Source organism: Chryseobacterium sp. CH21 (assembly GCF_004119445.1).
Taxonomy (GTDB): Bacteria; Bacteroidota; Bacteroidia; order Flavobacteriales; family Weeksellaceae; genus Chryseobacterium.
Genome location: NZ_QICI01000056.1, coordinates 23,964 through 41,868, shown reverse-complemented (window position 1 = coordinate 41,868; position 17,905 = coordinate 23,964). Strand labels below are relative to the sequence as shown.

16 protein-coding genes are annotated in these 17,905 nt (G+C 34.9%); 13 read left to right on the top strand and 3 right to left on the bottom strand.

The features are described from left to right. From BOQ62_RS12270 to BOQ62_RS12255, 4 genes are all read left to right on the top strand, one after another. On the top strand, positions 1–219 hold a 219-nt coding region (locus BOQ62_RS12270), incomplete at its 5' end, for an IS3 family transposase (RefSeq protein ID WP_164976739.1). Positions 220–418: 199 nt separating this feature from the next. Beyond that, on the top strand, positions 419–1,591 hold the full coding sequence (locus BOQ62_RS12265; protein ID WP_129039866.1) for an RNA-directed DNA polymerase: 1,173 nt from the start codon (positions 419–421) through the stop codon (positions 1,589–1,591). 671 nt (positions 1,592–2,262) lie between these two features. Continuing rightward, entirely contained in the window at positions 2,263–2,859 is a 597-nt protein-coding gene (locus tag BOQ62_RS12260; protein WP_129039864.1) for a hypothetical protein, read from the top strand. 515 nt (positions 2,860–3,374) lie between these two features. Beyond that, entirely contained in the window at positions 3,375–3,845 is a 471-nt protein-coding gene (locus tag BOQ62_RS12255) for a hypothetical protein (protein WP_129039862.1), read from the top strand. 68 nt (positions 3,846–3,913) lie between these two features. Here BOQ62_RS12255 and BOQ62_RS12250 read toward each other — a convergent pair whose 3' ends face one another. Together BOQ62_RS12250 and BOQ62_RS12245 are read right to left on the bottom strand one after the other, a co-directional pair. Continuing rightward, positions 3,914–4,834, bottom strand: a complete 921-nt coding sequence (locus tag BOQ62_RS12250) for a helix-turn-helix domain-containing protein (RefSeq protein ID WP_129039860.1) — start codon at positions 4,832–4,834, stop codon at positions 3,914–3,916. Positions 4,835–4,893: 59 nt separating this feature from the next. Beyond that, on the bottom strand, positions 4,894–5,724 hold the full coding sequence (locus BOQ62_RS12245; protein WP_129039858.1) for an SDR family NAD(P)-dependent oxidoreductase: 831 nt from the start codon (positions 5,722–5,724) through the stop codon (positions 4,894–4,896). A gap of 709 nt (positions 5,725–6,433) precedes the next feature. Between BOQ62_RS12245 and BOQ62_RS12240 the strand changes: the two genes are divergently transcribed. From BOQ62_RS12240 to BOQ62_RS12215, 6 genes are all read left to right on the top strand, one after another. Continuing rightward, the gene (locus BOQ62_RS12240) at positions 6,434–7,006 is read left to right on the top strand and encodes a hypothetical protein (protein WP_129039856.1); all 573 of its coding nucleotides are present in this window, start codon (positions 6,434–6,436) and stop codon (positions 7,004–7,006) included. Positions 7,007–7,085: 79 nt separating this feature from the next. Beyond that, positions 7,086–10,142: a DUF11 domain-containing protein gene (locus tag BOQ62_RS12235; RefSeq protein WP_164976738.1), complete on the top strand. Its 3,057-nt coding sequence runs from the start codon at positions 7,086–7,088 to the stop codon at positions 10,140–10,142. Positions 10,143–10,162: 20 nt separating this feature from the next. Continuing rightward, positions 10,163–10,663 carry a hypothetical protein gene (locus BOQ62_RS12230; RefSeq protein WP_129039851.1) on the top strand — a complete coding sequence of 167 codons (501 nt, stop codon included), beginning with the start codon at positions 10,163–10,165 and terminating at the stop codon, positions 10,661–10,663. 531 nt (positions 10,664–11,194) lie between these two features. After that, positions 11,195–11,725, top strand: coding sequence for a hypothetical protein (locus BOQ62_RS12225; RefSeq protein WP_129039849.1), 531 nt, complete (start codon positions 11,195–11,197; stop codon positions 11,723–11,725). Between the two features lie 61 nt (positions 11,726–11,786). Further along, complete coding sequence (locus BOQ62_RS12220; RefSeq protein ID WP_129039846.1) at positions 11,787–14,537, top strand: hypothetical protein; 2,751 nt, start codon at positions 11,787–11,789, stop codon at positions 14,535–14,537. A 22-nt stretch (positions 14,538–14,559) separates the two neighbouring features. Next, a complete protein-coding gene (locus tag BOQ62_RS12215) occupies positions 14,560–15,060 on the top strand; it encodes a hypothetical protein (RefSeq protein ID WP_129039844.1) in 501 nt (166 codons plus the stop codon). A gap of 80 nt (positions 15,061–15,140) precedes the next feature. Here BOQ62_RS12215 and BOQ62_RS12210 read toward each other — a convergent pair whose 3' ends face one another. Next, the gene (locus BOQ62_RS12210; protein ID WP_129039842.1) at positions 15,141–15,947 is read right to left on the bottom strand and encodes a helix-turn-helix domain-containing protein; all 807 of its coding nucleotides are present in this window, start codon (positions 15,945–15,947) and stop codon (positions 15,141–15,143) included. Positions 15,948–16,748: 801 nt separating this feature from the next. Here BOQ62_RS12210 and BOQ62_RS24095 point away from each other — a divergent pair. Genes BOQ62_RS24095 through BOQ62_RS12195 form a run of 3 tightly spaced genes read left to right on the top strand, consistent with a single transcriptional unit; the run spans position 16,749 to position 17,902 of the window. Then, on the top strand, positions 16,749–16,904 hold the full coding sequence (locus tag BOQ62_RS24095) for a helix-turn-helix domain-containing protein (protein WP_317127379.1): 156 nt from the start codon (positions 16,749–16,751) through the stop codon (positions 16,902–16,904). After that, a complete protein-coding gene (locus BOQ62_RS12200) occupies positions 16,880–17,215 on the top strand; it encodes a helix-turn-helix domain-containing protein (protein ID WP_129039840.1) in 336 nt (111 codons plus the stop codon). Before BOQ62_RS24095 ends, BOQ62_RS12200 begins: the two co-directional genes overlap by 25 nt. Positions 17,216–17,269: 54 nt before the next feature. Further along, positions 17,270–17,902: a hypothetical protein gene (locus BOQ62_RS12195; RefSeq protein ID WP_129039838.1), complete on the top strand. Its 633-nt coding sequence runs from the start codon at positions 17,270–17,272 to the stop codon at positions 17,900–17,902. Positions 17,903–17,905: the final 3 nt, after the last annotated feature.

Sequence of the window (17,905 nt, the reverse complement as noted above, 5' to 3'; positions counted from 1 at the left end):
TCCCGCAAAGGAAACTGCCTGGATAATGCGGTAATAGAAAACTTCTTTGGAACTTTAAAATCTGAAATGTTCTATACTAAGAAATTTAAAACCATTGATCAGCTCAAAAAAGAAATAAAGAAGTATATCAATTACTATAATAACGACAGGATAAGACTTAATCTAAAAGGAAAGAGTCCGGTACAGTACCGAACTCTTTCATATAATAATATTGTTTAATTTTGTCTAAACTTTTGGGTGCAGTCTAAAGTTGGGATTTTTTTGTGCAGAAATCTTTGAAATTCCGTGAAAATACTGAATTTGAATATTAAAGTGATATTTATTTTTGTTGTTTACGGGAAGCCATAAGAGAGCAATACTTATAATTAGTTACATTTAATAGAGAATAATTGTCTAAAACTAAAATATAAATTAAACATTGAATCTAACACGTATTATTGAAAAAGGTTATTTTCCTAAAGAATTACCTCCTCCATTTCAAACAGGAACATTTGGCAAAAAATCTCCATATATTTTAAGAAAATGGACACAATTTGAAAACAATATAAAAATACCTATTGGTACTGAAACTGGTCGTCAAGCTAAATCACGTTATAAACCTATTTTAGCTAAATATTCAGTTTCTAAATTATTTGAATATAATATTGCTAAGGGTATATATTCAAGAAGAAAAATTGAAATACCACATCCTCAAACTTACTTTTTGTTATGTGAAGGAATTGTTAATAATTGGAATATTATAAAAGATGTATATTCACTTAGCCAATTTTCTGAAAGTAAATTAACAAGTGATCCAACTAGCAAAAGATCTGTTAGGACAAAAAGTAAATCTTGGAGTCGATTTAAAAATAAACTTACTGAAATATCCTATAACTATAAAGTTCAATTGAAAATTGATATTACAAATTATTATCAATCTATTTATACTCATTCAATACCTTGGAGTATTTTAGGAAAAGATATTTCTAAACACTATTTTAAAATTAAAAATGATGATCCAAACGGATTCTCAGCCCTTTTATCAACAGATTCAAATGCAAAAAAATATCAAATTGCCGATACTATAGATACTTTAGTAAGAAATTGCAATGATAAACAAAGTGTAGGTCTTCCAATAGGCCCTGATTCTTCATTTATTTTATCTGAATTACTCGGTTCAAGACTTGATAAAGAAATAGCTGAAAGTATTGAAAATACAGATTATGAATGTGTAAGATATTATGATGATTATTATTTCTATACTAATAACGTTGGGGATGCAGAAACTATACTTAAAAAAGTACAAAAAATATTCTTTGAATATAAGTTAGAAATTAATGAAAATAAAGTAAACATCAAACAATTACCCCATTTTCAGTCAGATTTATGGAATATTGAAATTCATAATTATCAATTTAGAGATACAACTATTGATAATATTCAGGATTTAACTTATTATTTTACTTTAATATTTAAATTAGTTGAAGATTATAAAGAAATGACATCTTGGATTATTTCATATTCTTTAACCAGGTTTGAATTTGGTAAGGTTAAGGTAAAAAAAATGATATTGATGTATTTATATCATTTCTCCTACAAACCTTACACTTAGACACAAGTAATATTGATAAAATTTTTAAAATAATCTTAAGCTACAAAGCATTCTTAGAATCAAAACATTTAAAAAAAATTAAACAATTATTAGATAAACTTATCCCAGAACACTTAAATCTAAATCATTCATTTGAAGTTGCTTGGGGATTATGGTTTTTTAAATCATTTGATATCAAAGCTGATAATAGTTTACTTCAGCATGTTTTAAATTCTGATGATCAGATCTCAATTTTAATAGCGCTTGATATTATTGATTCTAAACCAATAAGCAAAAGAAATTTTGATTTTACCATTCTAGAAAGTAAACTTACAGCTGATAATTTATATTCTAAATATTGGTTAATTTGCTATGAAATAGAAATTAAAAAATGGATCAATACAAATGTTAACATAATTATTAATCACGAATTTTTTAAAATACTTAGATATTATAATGTCTTTTTTTATGATAGGAATGCCCAGATTAGGAGAAACTTTATTGCTAGAAATATAACTCCTCCTATTCCATTCGATTGGGATGATTTAGAAGATGATGTTCCATTTGTTATGGAATATGAAAATAGTAGTGAAGAAGAAGATGATGATGATGAAAGTGGTGAAGATTATTAAAGTAATAAATTCTGTATTTATTAAATGTCATTAGTCAATTATAATTTTTAAAAACGGATTATGGAAAAAATAAAAAAAATAGAAAAATCCAGAATAGATAGGATTTATAAAAATCCTGAATCAAGCGGTTTAGCGTATAAGGTTTTTGGAAAATCAGAAAATATTAATGATTATTCTGAAAGAGAAATTAATGAGATGATTTTGGGAATCTATCGAACAAAAAAGCATTTATTAGTTGATGGAGATTACTTTGTTAATCTTCAAGATGTAATAAAAACAGAATGTTTCTTACAAGACGTTTCTTACATTAAAAAACCAACACTTGCAACAGTTGGAGATAACTCTTGTAATAACATAAATAATATTAGAACATTTTATGTAAAAGATTATTATTTAATTACTAGTGATTCTATTGGAGGAAATACAAAGCATAAAATAACAAGATATTTACATAACATTGGATTCTTAAAAACTGGTCGTGGGCAATTTAGTAAATTATATAGCATTGCCAATGACTATAAAACAATTGAAAATGGAATATTTCCAAAAGATTTATATCACCCAATCAAAAGATATATAAATGGATTATTTTTCAATGATGATTACAAGATTTCAAACTTTGAAGTTATTAGTACACTAAAAATATCTGCAAGCTAAAAACTTATATAACTCTCCGCTACCGAACGAATCCTTTCGTGTGGATTTAATATTAAAACCAAACATTCTAAAAACAACAATATAAATATCCTTGTCAAGGTTTAAAACCTTGACAAGGTTTAAAACCTTGACAAGGATGCCTACGCAGGTCTTTCCATCTGAAACTTATACTGTATGGGTAAAAACAGTACGCTGTCTTTTTATTTTACTCATAATTACCGGTTCCGGAATACTCGCGCACGGTTCTAAACCCATCCGGATCTATAAAAAGCCTCTCCATTGGGGTTCACCAACCGGAAATTTGGTGTTATGAACCGCTCGGTAGACTCTAAAGACCGTAAAGGAGCACTTCAGAACCCCGAAATAGAATTCCGAAACCTCGGCCGATATATCTGGAACCTCAAATGATGGGTTCAGGACACTTTTTGTAAAAGAAACTACTGGGAATTTTCAAAAAAAACATCATCTTTCAAAAGAAACTTCTAAATATTCCGTTTAATTCTTAAATTTGGTTCATGCGAAAGAATTTTTATCTCATCATTATCTTATTTTCCCTTACCAGTTGCTATACCTATCAGGTAAAAAAGCCTGTAGATCCGGCGGCTAACAACAAACAAGATCCTAAAAACAATACAGCTCTTGCCAATACTGCTTCCCCGCAAATGAACAGTACAGGAGCGGCACCTCAAAATCTGAACGCAGTACAGGCACCTGCTCCAGTGAGTGTTCAGGAGAAGCTTGCCCCTGGTAAGAATGTTAAAATTGAAGTCAATGGTAAGAGTTATAAAGTAATCGTTGACCGATGGGAAAGCGACAGCCTGGTAGCCCATCCTGTTCGCAATGCAAAAACAAGCTTGAAGTTCCATAAGAACCAGATCAATAGCGAGAAAATTGCAGAAAAACGTTTCTCACAACCTATTGCGGATATTCTTACGGTGACCGCTTATACTGCTATTGGTGTTGGAATCTATCTTCTTGTCCGCTAGTTTTTAAACTTTCTTATTGACTCAATTGCGTAACTGAGTTTTCATTAACCAAATGAAAAACTATACTATTAATTGAAAGACTTCCTGAATTCTAAAGGAGAAAGTTTGGTTTTTGTTTTAAATAAATTGCTGAAGGATTGAGAATGCTCAAATCCCAGTGCATAGGCCACTTCACTCACGGATAAGCTTGTGGTGGAAAGCATTTCTTTGGCCTCGCTGATCAGTTTATCATGAATATGCTGCTGAGTACTCTGCCCCGTTAAAGAACGCAGCATATCACTCAAATAGCTTGGTGAAAGATGAAGACTGTCCGCAAAATAACTCACCGTGGGTATTCCTTTATTAAGAGATATTTCATCTTTAAAATAGGCATCCAGCAAATCTTCAAATTTCTGTAAAAGGGTACTGCTGGTTGCTTTACGGGTAATAAACTGCCGTTTATAAAAACGGTTAGCGTAGTTAAGAAGCAATTCTATTTGAGAAACCATCACATCATGGCTGAAATCGTCAATACGGCTGTTAAGTTCTGATTCAATGAAATTAAAAATAGAAAGGATTGTATTTTTCTCTTCTTCAGAAAGATGCAGTGTTTCTTTTGTGGAATAGGAGAAAAAACCATATTGTTTGATTTTCCTGGAGATAGGATATCCCAAAAAGAAATCCGGATGAATAAGCAGAGAATATTGTGAACAGACCGTATCACTGTTTCCATTCCCTCCTATTACCTGGCCGGGTGCTGCAAACAATAAACCGCCTTCGTTGAAATCATAATAGCCTTGGCCATATTCTATCCTGCCATCTAATTTGGGTTTATAAGAGATTTTATAAAAGCTCAAAACATGCCTTTGAGACAGTTTATCCGTCAATACCAGATTGTGTGCCCCATTCATTAAGCTGATGAGAGGGTGCTTGGGTTTGGGCAGTCCAAAAAATTGGCTCGCTTCAAATAACGACTCAAATTTTAGTGGAATTTGATCTTTCTTTTTCATAAATAGTATTTTAAAGGTACGAAAAACCGATTATACATGGATAACCGGTTTTTATGTTGTTACTCCCCTTGCGCAGCACTGGAAACCTCGTCCCACGCTTCCCAAAGACTGATCCTGTCAGCATATACAGCCTTCACCTGTGGAAGATTATGACTTCCCAAATGAAAGCGTAACGGTGGATTTTCAGCATCTACAACTTTGAAAAGTGCTTGTGGAGTTGCATTCGGATTTCCTCGTTCATAAGATTGAATCGTCTTTATAAATTCTGACTTAAAATCATTGTATACATCCAGGTTTTGAGAAAACTTCAGAGAGTCCTGGCTTCCAAATTCTGTAGCATAAGCTCCCGGTTCTATAATAGTTACTTTAATCCCGAATTGCTTTATTTCTTCTGCAAGACTTTCGTGGATGGCTTCAAAAGCCCATTTAGAGGAGCTGTAATACCCAATAACAGGCAGTGTAAAATGCCCAAGATTACTTGAAGTGCCTAAAATATGTCCATATCCTTGTTCTCTTAATATCGGTAGTGCTGCCTGAATGACACTTACGGGACCCAGAATGTTGGTTTCGTATAAAGCACGTATTTCATCTGCACTGGCCTCTTCTATGGTTCCTACCAGCGAATATCCTGCGTTATTCAGTACAATATCCAGTGTTCCAAAATGCTGATGGGCTTTATTTATTGCTTCTTTTACCTGATTTGGATTGGTAACATCCAGTTCTAGAGTCAGTACATGATCGCCATATTTCTCTTTAAAGTCTGCAATGCTTTCCAGTTTTCTTGCGGTTGCTACCACTTTATCGCCACGTTCCAACGCTGCTTCAGTCCAGATGCGTCCGAAACCTCTTGATGCTCCGGTAATGAACCAGATTCTATTTTGCTGTATCATAATTGTATAGGTTTTATTTACAAAGCAAAGGTATACAGCTTGTCTTTCGGATTTGTAGGCTAATCGCAGACCTTTGTAGGCAAATTGAGGATCTTTATGAATAGTTAATCATAAAGTGTAATATTTTTTATATTCAATCAAATTATAAGTAAAATTTACATTTCATCTTTTTCATTTGTATCATTTATTTATTTTTAGTAAGATACCCTCAACGACTTCTTTATTTTAAATTAATTCTACTTTTCTTCTTCTCAGGAAGATAAAATGAAGCCCATTTCATCTTCTTTAAAAAATTTAACACACCATGATTGGACTTATTATATCAAATTCATCTTTTAGCTTACATAACACACTAATAAACAACAATATAATCAACATAAATGAATTTACTAAAATGACTTAATATTACAAGTAAAATTCCAAAAAACCTATCAATATTAATCTAATTTTACCACAGAAAATAAAACATATCCCTCATTGATAAAATTAAACTTTATGAAAAAAATTTATCCTTTTTGTTCTTTTATAAAATTTTTTTATAACCTAACATTCCACAGCCTAAGAAAGCATAGCTGAATTTATTCGGTTATATATGCTTCAAAATCCATTCAAAACCTTACTCCCTCATTATATATGGTTCAGATTTTTTCTGAATCAAGAAAAGTACGGAAACACCCCTCCTGTTTCTTATTGACATAAAACACACACTATGAAACCCTTACAACAACAATTGAAGTTATTTCTCCCTTTATACAAGTGGGCTTCATTGTTGTTGTTTTTATTTTTCGTATCCCCCGCACAGGCACAGATTCTTTTTTATGCAAAAAGAACTGACATTACTATTGGGGAAAACACAACACTGTATGTTGCCAATTCTGGAGAAATACATCAAGCGGATCTGAAGGATTTTGAGGAAAAAACCTCAGAAAAGAAAGGCGTATTAAAATCCAGAAAACAGAAAAAATCTGTTTCCAATCCGGAGAAAGCCATTACCAGACATCCAATAGAAAAAATAAAAACATATCCAAAAGTAAAGCCTGTTCAATTTGCAATACCCCAACCTAATGATTTCTTTTTATTATACTCAAAAGGAGAAGCTATTTCAGCATCGGTCACGGTTCATTACCACACGAGTTATTCACTTGAAAATAAAAAACTGAGACTTACCCACGAATATCCAAACAATACAAATAATAAGATCGTCAGCAATAGTTTTATATTATTCAAAGACTATTACTGGTTTCAATGTAAAAACCGCCCTCCTCCATCTTCATTTATTTAAAAGAAATCTATAGTAATATTTAAATTTTAAACAAATCAAGGTGAAAAAACATAACTTATTAATGGGTATATTCTTTATAATGAATGTATTCATATTCACAAAAGCTCAGGCTCCCGGAGGAGTTACCGGGGGATTAAAATACTGGTATGATGCAGGTGTTACAGCCACATTAACCAATTGGACAGACAGAACCAGCGGATTAACCCTCAGCAAAAATGGTGCAGGAACTATTTTATTATCCAGCGGGGATGCCAACAGTAATTATAATCCGTTTTATACCTTTAATGCAACTGATGCTGCAAATTTTACAGCACCAGTAGATCAAACCATTATAGGCAGATTACATACTACTTTTGCTGTAGGATCTAAATCCGGAAATACAAATGCTATTTATAACCATATTTTCAGATTTGCCAATATCCCTGGAAGTGGAGCAGCCCACAGTTTTGGGCTGGGTATTGATAATACTTTTAGCCCGATAGGAGATTATGTAACACTCCATTATATAGATGCAGCTGTACCTAACGTACAAAATACTTCTGTTTCTCCGGTTCTCAATAAAATGATTTTAATGGGAGCACAGGCAAGTTCAATAGTGAGTGGTAATAATAAGCAGGTAGGTTATAATGGAAATTTCACCACATTTTCAGGAGCTATCAGTGATGGTAGTCTTTATCCTAACCTTCAGGTTGGCGGTGGTGTCTATGGTTTTGCAGGTAGAACACCGGAAATTGCCTACTATAATGTGAGCTTATCTGCACAGGACAGAGATAAAGTAGATTCTTATTTTGCAATAAAGTATGGTATCACTTTAGTACAGCCACAGAATTATATTAATTCAGATGCAGCAGTTGTGTGGAATTCTTCTGTCAATACGGCTTTTAACAATAACATTTTTGGTATCGGAAGGGATATTTCCGGTGCTCTGGATCAAAAAATTTCCCACAGTATTAATGATAACAGCATCCTCACCGCATCAACGGTGAATGATTTCACATCACCTAATTCTACAGTCACCAGAACTTCACTGGCAGACAAAGGCTTTATGATGTTTGGTGATAATAACATCAATACAGGGACTACTCCGGTGAGCTGTCCTGCTTTGGAAAATGGCACTGAAAGAATCAATAAAACATGGCTGGTACAGAAAACCGGTACTGTAGGTGCAGCTTATTTCCAGGTTGATTTATCGTCTTACAGCATCAACAATGAAATCGCCTTATATGTTGCCGATGACAGCGGATTCACAACCAACACTGCTTTTATGCCTGCTGTAAGTGTAATTGGAGGTAAAGCTACCTTTTATTATAACTTTAAAAACGGACAGTATTTTACGGTAGTAGGTAAAACAGGACCTATTAACTGCCAGACCTGTAATGGAGGAAAACAGACACTACAGAATGCACAGGCATGGTTTAACGGTGGAATGACGGGCATGAATAATAATACTTTAACCAATGTACCATTGGCCGGAACAGCTCCTGCAAGCGGTGCTTTATCTGCTGATATCAGCGTTACTTATCCATCAGGAGTTGAGTGGATCTCTACTCTTTTCCCAAGAATGTTTGGTACATGGACCCAGCTGTCAAGATATGATGATCTGGACGGTGCTGCAGGTAAGGTATCTTATACGGTAAATTTAAAAGATGTAAGCGGAAGCAAAGCTGCTAAGGCCAGCTTCCAGGTGGCAGGTATTACCAGACTGGCAGGGCAAGCTGCTGTAGTGAAAATAATTGGGTATTGCGGAACCACTCAGGTGACCCCAAAACTTAATTATGCCTACAACTCCACTCCTGAGCTTAATGCCTTATTAAGAAGGTATACGATTGATAATTCAACCGGTACCGCTACAGGAACTGAACCATTCTTAGATTTTCTGGATTTTGCAACAGTGAATGTAGAGTTTGAAAAACCGGTTGAAAAAATTGTGATAGAATGGACGATTAACAGAGAGCAGGTGTTCAGTAAGGTTGACTTCCTTTATATTGGTGATATGTCCTTTGTATGCGTGAATCCTATTGAGCCTAATGCAGATAATGTAAACCTGATTGCATCTTATGTTGAAAGCCAACTGCCAACATGTGAAGAGGGAACATTAAAGGTTAATATTAAAAATAACAACTGTATCTCCAAAACGATTAACATCAACAATGTTTTACCGGCAGGATTACAGTATGTAGCAGACAGCTATGTAGGACTGGGAACAGAAACTCCAACTTATTCCGGACAGAATTTCTCCCTGAGCAACCTTACTGTACCTTCAGGAAACTCTTATATCTATATCAAAGTAAAACCTTCCGGAGCAGGAACGTATGCTACTTATTTCAATTATACGGTAAACGGAGGAATTAACAACCCTAATCCTTACAGAAGTGATGATGACAGCGGTACTACAGGATTCCAGGATACCAGCATTACTTTTACGGCAAGCACCGTTATTACAAAACCAACGGTGACCAAATCGGTCAACAGATGTTTCGGAACCTCTTCCACTGAGCTGGAATACACAGTTAATATCACTAATAATGATATAAACCCTATTACCAATGTTGAATTTATGGATAACCTGGATGCTGCTCAAACTTATGTAGCCGGATCTTTGGTTCAGAGTAACTTTACAGCCAATGGAACCGCTACCTTCACGGGAGGACTTCTTTATATTACAGGAATAAGCATAGCACCGGGGCAAACCGCAGTGGTTAAGTTTAAAGTGAATACCAATAACTCTGCTACAATGGCTTATACCGATACTAACGGAAGCAAATATCTTAACAATCAGGCTACGGTTTCTGTAAATCCTCAGTCACAGTGCGGGGCAGCCAATTCTGTAGCGTCTAACCTGTTAAAAATACTTGCATGTACTTCTTGTACAAAAGACCCAAATACCTCTCCTGCCGATACGATTACGAAAATCGGTATTACCATCCAGACCAAACAGAACGGATGGCCGGAAAATATTCCAAACGGAGCGGTAGCCCTTGAATCTAAAACAAAAGGATTTGTCATCACACGTACTCAGAGTTCAATGATTACCAATCCTGTAGAGGGTATGCTTATCTACGATACCGTGGATAACTGTATAAAGCTTTACAATGGAACCATCTGGAACTGTGTAGTAAGAAGCTGTAATGAATAATAATTTTTAATGAATCAAAAATGAAAAAAGTAATCATATTAGCGCTTGTTTTGGTCGGCCTTTCTTCCCTGAAATCGCAGGTGGGCATGGGTAAAGCTTCTGTAGACGGAGATGCTATTCTGGATTTCCCTTTATCTAACACAGGTATTATTCTCCCGATTGTAGAAACACTTCCAACAGGAACTGCGGCAACCAACGGAACATTTTTACTAGATAAAAATGATATTACGATAAAAATGCGCCAGAACGATTTGTGGGTATCTTTATCAGATGCCGGCAACCTTACCGGTACAATGCCTAATACTTCAGCTGAACAGGGAGGCGGTATCATTATTGGTGCCGCAAGCTCACCCGCTCAGGGAGTACTGGTATTGGAAGCCACTAATAAAGCATTAGTTTTACCCAAGGTGAATGATCCTGTAGCCAACATGAAAAGTCCGGTGGCAGGAACTATGTGTTATGACACCGTAAGTAAAACAATGGCTGTCTTTGACGGATTGAAGTGGAGTTTTTGGAAATAAAAAGCTCATGAGATTATAGTTGTGAATCCCGGCACCTTTGGTGCCGGGTTTTTTATTTTTGAAATAAATAATTTAGCTACAACAAATGGCTCAGCCGTGTTCACGATGTCAAGGTGCCTATTGAACAGATAATTTCTTTTCTCATCTATCCCCCTATTCTTAATAAGCCAACTCTCAAATAAAATTCAAATATTTTTCAAAAAAAACTTAAATAAAACACTGGTTGTTAATATTTTAAAAAAAAATAAATTAATTTTAAAATTACACTTACACTCAATCATTTTGATTGCTGACAACCGTTAATTTCGCAGGAAGAAAATTTTCATCCCCTAATACATTGAAAATCTAAAATTTATTATAAAAATAAGGGACCAGATTATAGATCTGGGAACCCAAAATCAGTCCTTATATCTTCCCTCCTTTAAGGCTGAATTGAGTGAGTCAAATTTTTGACTTTTAAATACCTATAACACATTGATGAAATCCTTACAACAGCTGAAATCCATTTTGCCCTTTTATAAGAGGGTTTTAATGCTGTTGTTTATTTTTGTTTTAATTTCTAAAATCAATGCACAGGGGTTTTATCATCAGGAAGGCACTACAATCACCATTCTTGAAAACACAACATTCTATATTACTGATTCAGGAGTAGTCAATGAGAAAAGATTAAAAAACCTCAAAAGGAATGCCTCTATTTCTCATAAAACGGAAAATATTGCATTGAATAAAAAATCCAAAACCTTTTCCAAAAGAGAAAAAAAAACATGGACTGCCAATACCTATAAGAAAAGGATAAAAACAGAACCACGTCCTGAGCCTATTCAAGGAATAACAACTTCTCCCGATAATTTCTTTTTGAATTATCAGAAAGGAGAAGCTATTTCTGCTTCGGTAACCCTTCATGATTATTCAGGCTATTCAATTGATAATAAAACATTTAAATTTTCTTGTCATTTTTTAAATAATGATCATGATAAAGTAATTCTAAAGGGCTTTATCTTTTGTAAAGACTCTTATTTCTTTCAATATAAAACCCGCCCTCCACCATCTTTATTTATTTAAAAGAAATCTATAATAATATTTAAATTTTAAACAAATTAAGGTGAAAAAAAACAATATCTTAATGGGTATATTGCTAACAGCGAGTATATCCGTTTTCACAAACGCCCAAAGCCCGGGAGGAATTGCGCCTCAGCTATGGTACAAAGCCGATTCAGGGGTTACAAATTCTGCAGGAACTGTCACTCAATGGAATAACAGTGCTTCTCCGGGAACTTATGATCTTATCCAACAGGCAGTAGCAACCACTACTTTGCCTGCTTATAATACAAGCCAGATTAACTTTAACCCATCAGTAAGATTTGATGGTGTAGACGACCGTTTGGCAGCACCAAGTGTTCCACAAAGTGTAACGGTTAGTTCACCATCTCCTTATCAGTCATCACAATATATAGTATATAGAAAAGTAGGAAGTACTGCAAACTCTTTATACAACCATTCTAATGGTTTTGGAGGAACATGGAATGTGGGAGGAAATTCCAATGGTAATATGCTTATTACGAACCGTAGTGTAGGTTCCACAACTCCTGCAATCAATGAAATTAGGTTACAGTCAACAGACGGAACTTCAAGTTCAATGAATGTCTATGTTAATGGCCAATTTAAGTCTTCTGCCTTTTCAAATGGTAATGCTGTTGCTACTGCAGGTACACAGCCAGTTTGGGTAGGAGGCCAGGGACTTAATAATTTTGTGAATGTCGATATCGCTGAAATCGTTATTTACAATACAACAAAAACGCCGGAACGTCCTCAGATAGAAAGTTATCTTTCTCTGAAATATGGAATTACAAAATTTGGTGATTATATTGCTTCTGACGGAACAACCACCTATTGGAATTCCACAACGAATAGTGCTTATAGCAACAATATAGCAGGTATTGCAAGAGATGATAATTCGGTCTTGTATCAAAAACAGTCGATGAGTATTAATCCCGGACAACAGCTTTTGATTGGGCTTACAGGAATGGCTAATACTAACGCTTCCAATTCGGGCACATTAACAAACCTGCAGTCACTTGTCGTTGGAGATAATGGTCTGGCAAAAGCACCTACTACTCTTGTTACAAATATTCCCGGAGCTAATTATCTTTTCGGTTCTGTTTGGAAAGTTCAGAACACAGGTTCGGTAGGAACAGTAAGAATAATGTGGCCACAAGGGCTGAATAATTTAAAATTAGTTCAAAACCCCTCTGATCCTACCTTTTCTTCAGGAAATATAGTAACTGATATGTCAGCAAATACGCAGACTATCAACGGAGTTATTTACAACTATGCGGATGTTTCGCTGGCAGACGGACAGTTTTTTACTCTGGCAGCTTTTGTTCAGGCACCGGGAGGGGTTTTAAATAATCTGCGTGTTTGGATAAAAGCAGATGATAATCCCAATGGAAATACTACTGATAATGTAGCGATAAGCACCTGGCCCAACAAGTCCCCAATTGGTGGAAATTTTGTTGGAGGGGCACCTTCTCCTAATACAATTGCATCACAAACTACAGGACCATTGTATCGAAATTCTTCAGCAATGAATATCAATTTCAATCCTGTGGCACAATCTACCTCTACTTCGGGACTGGGTATGCTCAATGCATTTGCCACTACAGGAGATGATTATACCATGATTACTCTGAATAAAAATCCTACCCTTCCTTTTGCAGGATTTAGAAATATGTTCAGCTTCCATGGTGCTACAACCCTGAATGGAACAAGTGTCGGTATTGGATACTTTGGAACGTATACCAATACACCTATTGCATGGCCAAGTGCTTCAGGAAGTGCTGCATACACCGTAAATATTCCTGCAGTCACTACATTTTCAGCTACGGGAGCAGGAACAATTGCTTACCAGATAAACAGTGTATCAAAAGGCAGCGGTACCACTATTTCAAAAAGCGGAACCAATTTAGTGATAGGAGTAGATGCTGATGGTGGAGCCGATGATGGTATAGACATTATCATGCCTGAAAATATTATGTATAATACCGTACTGAATGCTGCAGATTACAACAAGGTGGTATCCTACATGGCCATTAAATACGGTGTAACTTTAGGAACCTCAACAGCCCCGGTGAACTATAGCAGTACTAACGGTACAACGGTATGGTCTACAGCTGCAAACACCTACCAAAATAATGTAATAGGTATTGCAAGAGATGATGTTGAAACTTTACATCAGAGAATTGCAAAATCACAGGATGCCACAGCAGATATTATTACCATCAGTACTAATAATGATTTTACAAGCTCAAATACAAGTATTGGCCATTCAGATATTACCAATGATCAGTTTTATTTCATAACTGGAAATAATGGTGCTGCAACAACATATAATGCTCAAAACTTAATGTTACGCAGATGGAAAGTACAGTCTACAGGTACGGCACAGAATCTATATATTAGCACTTCTGACAGCCAGGCAACCTATCTTGTGTATGCTGACGACGCTGCGATGACTACCAATGTTGTGAATATTAGCCTTACAGCTGGTGCTACTTCTGGTATTCAAATTCCGAATGGAAAATTTTTCACATTTGGAAAATTTACCTACTGTACACAAGCCCCTAATAACTCTCCTTCTAATATGGTTACCAAAATCGGTATTACGACTCAGTCTAAGCAAAACGGATGGCCTGAAAATCTTCCTAACGGTGCCGTTGCTTTGGAGTCGAAAACCAAAGGTTTTGTTATTACCCGCACGCAAAGTTCAGCTATTACAAACCCTGTAGAGGGCATGCTTATTTATGATACAGTAACTAAATGTATGAAACTTTATAATGGAACCAGCTGGAACTGTGTGGTAAGAAGCTGTAATTAATAATAATTTTAATGAATCAAAAATGAAAAAAACAATCATTTTAACCCTTATTTTGGCTGGCCTTTCTTCTCTGAAGTCGCAGGTGGGCATGGGTAAAGCTTCTGTAGACGGAGATGCTATTCTTGACTTTCCCGTCTCTACTACCGGAATTATTCTTCCTATAGTAGAAGTACTTCCTACAGGTGCAGCGGCCACCAACGGAACATTTCTTCTGGATAAAACCGATCTTACGATAAAAATGCGTTCAAATGATTTGTGGGTGCCTTTATCTGATGCCGGAAATCTTACAGGAACAATGCCTAATACTTCTGCAGAAACCGGAGGTGGAGTTATTATAGGAGCTACAAGTTCTGCTGCGCAGGGTGTTCTGGTTTTAGAATCCATCAGTAAAGCTTTAGTTTTACCTAAGGTTAATGATCCGGTGGCCAATATGAAAAGTCCGATAGCAGGAACCATCTGTTATGATACAGTTAGTAAAACAATGGCTGTATTTGACGGAGTGAGATGGAGTTTCTGGAAATAGTAGATTTTGATAGATTAATGATGAAGTCCGGCACCAAAGGTGCCGGACTTTTTTATGACAATTTTATATTGAATTTATTTCTATTCTTCAAGGTTTAAATTAGCCAGATATTCTGAAGGGGTAACTCCTTCGATCTGTTTAAATACCCTGTTAAATGTAGACTGATTGGAAAATCCTGATTCTGTATAGATGTACATAAGTGTCACTTTGCTGATATCATTTTCCTGAAGCAGCTTCTTCACGTTCTCTATTCTGCAGGTATTAAGATAATGGCTAAAGTTGGAGAATCCGTTTAATTTAATAGATTTGGATATATAGAGATTATTGGACTTCAAAATATTAGACAATTGAGAAATGGTAAAGCCTACGTCTTTATAATAGCCTTGATCTTCTACAATATCCCGTATATCATTAAACAGAAGGTTGTATTTTTCTGTATTTTCAAGGTTGGGATAAGCCGTTTTATCTTTTTCAATAAGGGCTTCCTCGTCAGACCTATCAGGCATCTCCTCTTGTCCGGAAAACACTATTTTAGTCAAGATATTTTCTTCAATTTCAGCTTTTCTTATCTTTTCATTATAATAGAGCAAAAGACCAAATACCGCTATATTAGATACTCCTACAAAAGTGTCTGACGCTACAATTACTTTCACGTCATTCAGAGTGAAATAATTAAATACAAAGAATCTGGTAAGAATACTTACAGCCACTATGATCAGTAATATATATAAGGTATAAATGTATATATATTTTTTCCCAAGAAAAATATGAGCACCCAAGGGTACGGGAAGAAGCCACATAGCCGTTGCAGCAGAAAATTTCCAGAAATCCAGCATGATAAATCCGGCAAATAAAGGAGCATAGGACATATAGAGATGTACCAACATCTTTATATTATAACTTTTCTCTTAAGATTATCTACAGATTGGCCTGTGAATTCTTTATCATCTGTCATTCTAGTGTATTTCAAAAAACAGCTCATGCAAAAAGCTAAATATCAAACAATTACAAAATTCAATGAATTTAAAAATTCAATTGAAGCATTCAATTTTTGATTGTTTTTATCTCTTAATTTTGCTAAAGTAAGTTACAAATTTAACAATATATGATGACATTCAAAATGATGGATAATATAAATTAATTTTCAAATCATTATATATAAATCATTATACGAAGAAAAATACCAATAGATCTATTCAAATATTAAACAAAAGCAACATTTACATTAAACACCATCACATTTAGTAAAAAATACAAAAAAATACCAATTTTAGATAATTTAACAAACGATCAAGTAGGTTTACGTCTGTTATTTTCTAAACACACAAGGATAAAAAAAATTAAAAATTTATGATAAAAAAACATTGTTTCGAGACTCACAATTACTTTGTTACACCCCTACCTAAAAACCATGCTTAGATGAAGTTCAAGAATATACACATTGGCTCCATGATCAATAAGCGTGTGAAGGAATGTGAAACTCCTATGCCCAGAATCTGCAAATTTTTCAACTGTACGGAAGAGAACATTTCGGAAATGTATGCTTCTAAAAGTCTGGATACTGAAATTCTCCTGAAATGGAGTAAAATTTTAGAATATGATTTCTTCAGATTCTATTCTCAAAATCTGATTTTCTATTCGCCTGCATCACCCGTTGTAAAAAACAAAAAAATATTCCCAACTCTGAGATGCCCTATTTCCGAAAGAATATTTATACCAAAGAGGTGATCAATTTTATGCTGGAAATGATTGAATCCGGGAAGAAAACTAAAAGCCAGGTGATCAGTGAATACAATATTCCTAAAACTACTTTATACAAATGGATAGAAAAAAACAAAGAATAGAACAACCTTACTACAATAAAATCTATACAGATATTCTCCTCATGAAGTTTCCGGAAAAGCTTGATGAATGTAAATCTCTACTCTCAAAAGAAAAACTGAGTGTGTTGGATATTATTCAGCTCAATCAGAAGATTTTTGGATCTGAAGAAATTTCGTCAGAGAACCAGCGTCTGCGCTCTTATGATGATGAGACGATTATACAGATATTAGAATATCAGAAGAAATATAAACTTAATAATACCCAGCTGTCTAACCATTATAAATTAAGCAGAAATACCATCACAAAATGGAAAAACTGCTTTAAAGTTTAGCTTCAATTCAACTAATATCCATGTAAACTATATTATACATTTAACACAACATTAATGAATAAAATTATTTTGACAGTACTACTCACCGGTGCTATCATTCCTGCGTGTGCACAAAGCACAGGAAACGTAGGAATCAATACAACCAACCCCGAGAAAGAGCTTACGGTAAACGGTACGATGAAAACGTCAGGAATGGCCCTAAAAGATCCTATTGAAAAGCTGGGAGCCGATGAAAATTATTCTTTTTTAATCAAATCTCCGGCTCCCCAAAACAAAATTACCTCTTACAATGAGTCTTTTGTACCTACTACTCCGGCTCCTATTAACCTTATCCAGTATAAGATCACTTGTAATAGTGCAGACAAAGATTGGATAGATGAATATGATACTAAAATCAATTCAAATAAGTTTTTAGTTGTTATTGCCTCATATGGCTTTACGCAGCCCATATTTACTTATACCTCAACTTTAATTACTCCTGTTCCCGAAGTTTATGCCTATAGTACCAATGGTACATGGAAACTCAAAGCTGATTATGTAGGATTCTCAACAGATGATTCATTACCTGATGGGGTCTGGACACTCAATTTACTGGTTTTTGACAGAGCTTATGCAAAGGAATTTACTTCTTCTCAAACCGTTAACACCTCCGGAACAGGCGCCGCTTCTGCTCCTTTAATCCAATAATAA

Excerpts from the sequence above, each read along its gene's own strand:
- BOQ62_RS12260 (WP_129039864.1), top strand. The coding sequence starts at position 2,263 with ATGGAAAAAATAAAAAAAATAGAAAAATCCAGAATAGATAGGATTTAT.
- BOQ62_RS12255 (WP_129039862.1), top strand. The coding sequence starts at position 3,375 with ATGCGAAAGAATTTTTATCTCATCATTATCTTATTTTCCCTTACCAGT.
- BOQ62_RS12250 (WP_129039860.1), bottom strand. The coding sequence starts at position 4,834 with ATGAAAAAGAAAGATCAAATTCCACTAAAATTTGAGTCGTTATTTGAA.
- BOQ62_RS12245 (WP_129039858.1), bottom strand. The coding sequence starts at position 5,724 with ATGATACAGCAAAATAGAATCTGGTTCATTACCGGAGCATCAAGAGGT.
- BOQ62_RS12240 (WP_129039856.1), top strand. The coding sequence starts at position 6,434 with ATGAAACCCTTACAACAACAATTGAAGTTATTTCTCCCTTTATACAAG.
- BOQ62_RS12235 (WP_164976738.1), top strand. The coding sequence starts at position 7,086 with ATGAATGTATTCATATTCACAAAAGCTCAGGCTCCCGGAGGAGTTACC.
- BOQ62_RS12230 (WP_129039851.1), top strand. The coding sequence starts at position 10,163 with ATGAAAAAAGTAATCATATTAGCGCTTGTTTTGGTCGGCCTTTCTTCC.
- BOQ62_RS12225 (WP_129039849.1), top strand. The coding sequence starts at position 11,195 with ATGCTGTTGTTTATTTTTGTTTTAATTTCTAAAATCAATGCACAGGGG.
- BOQ62_RS12220 (WP_129039846.1), top strand. The coding sequence starts at position 11,787 with ATGGGTATATTGCTAACAGCGAGTATATCCGTTTTCACAAACGCCCAA.
- BOQ62_RS12215 (WP_129039844.1), top strand. The coding sequence starts at position 14,560 with ATGAAAAAAACAATCATTTTAACCCTTATTTTGGCTGGCCTTTCTTCT.
- BOQ62_RS12210 (WP_129039842.1), bottom strand. The coding sequence starts at position 15,947 with ATGTTGGTACATCTCTATATGTCCTATGCTCCTTTATTTGCCGGATTT.
- BOQ62_RS24095 (WP_317127379.1), top strand. The coding sequence starts at position 16,749 with ATGCCCTATTTCCGAAAGAATATTTATACCAAAGAGGTGATCAATTTT.
- BOQ62_RS12200 (WP_129039840.1), top strand. The coding sequence starts at position 16,880 with ATGGATAGAAAAAAACAAAGAATAGAACAACCTTACTACAATAAAATC.
- BOQ62_RS12195 (WP_129039838.1), top strand. The coding sequence starts at position 17,270 with ATGAATAAAATTATTTTGACAGTACTACTCACCGGTGCTATCATTCCT.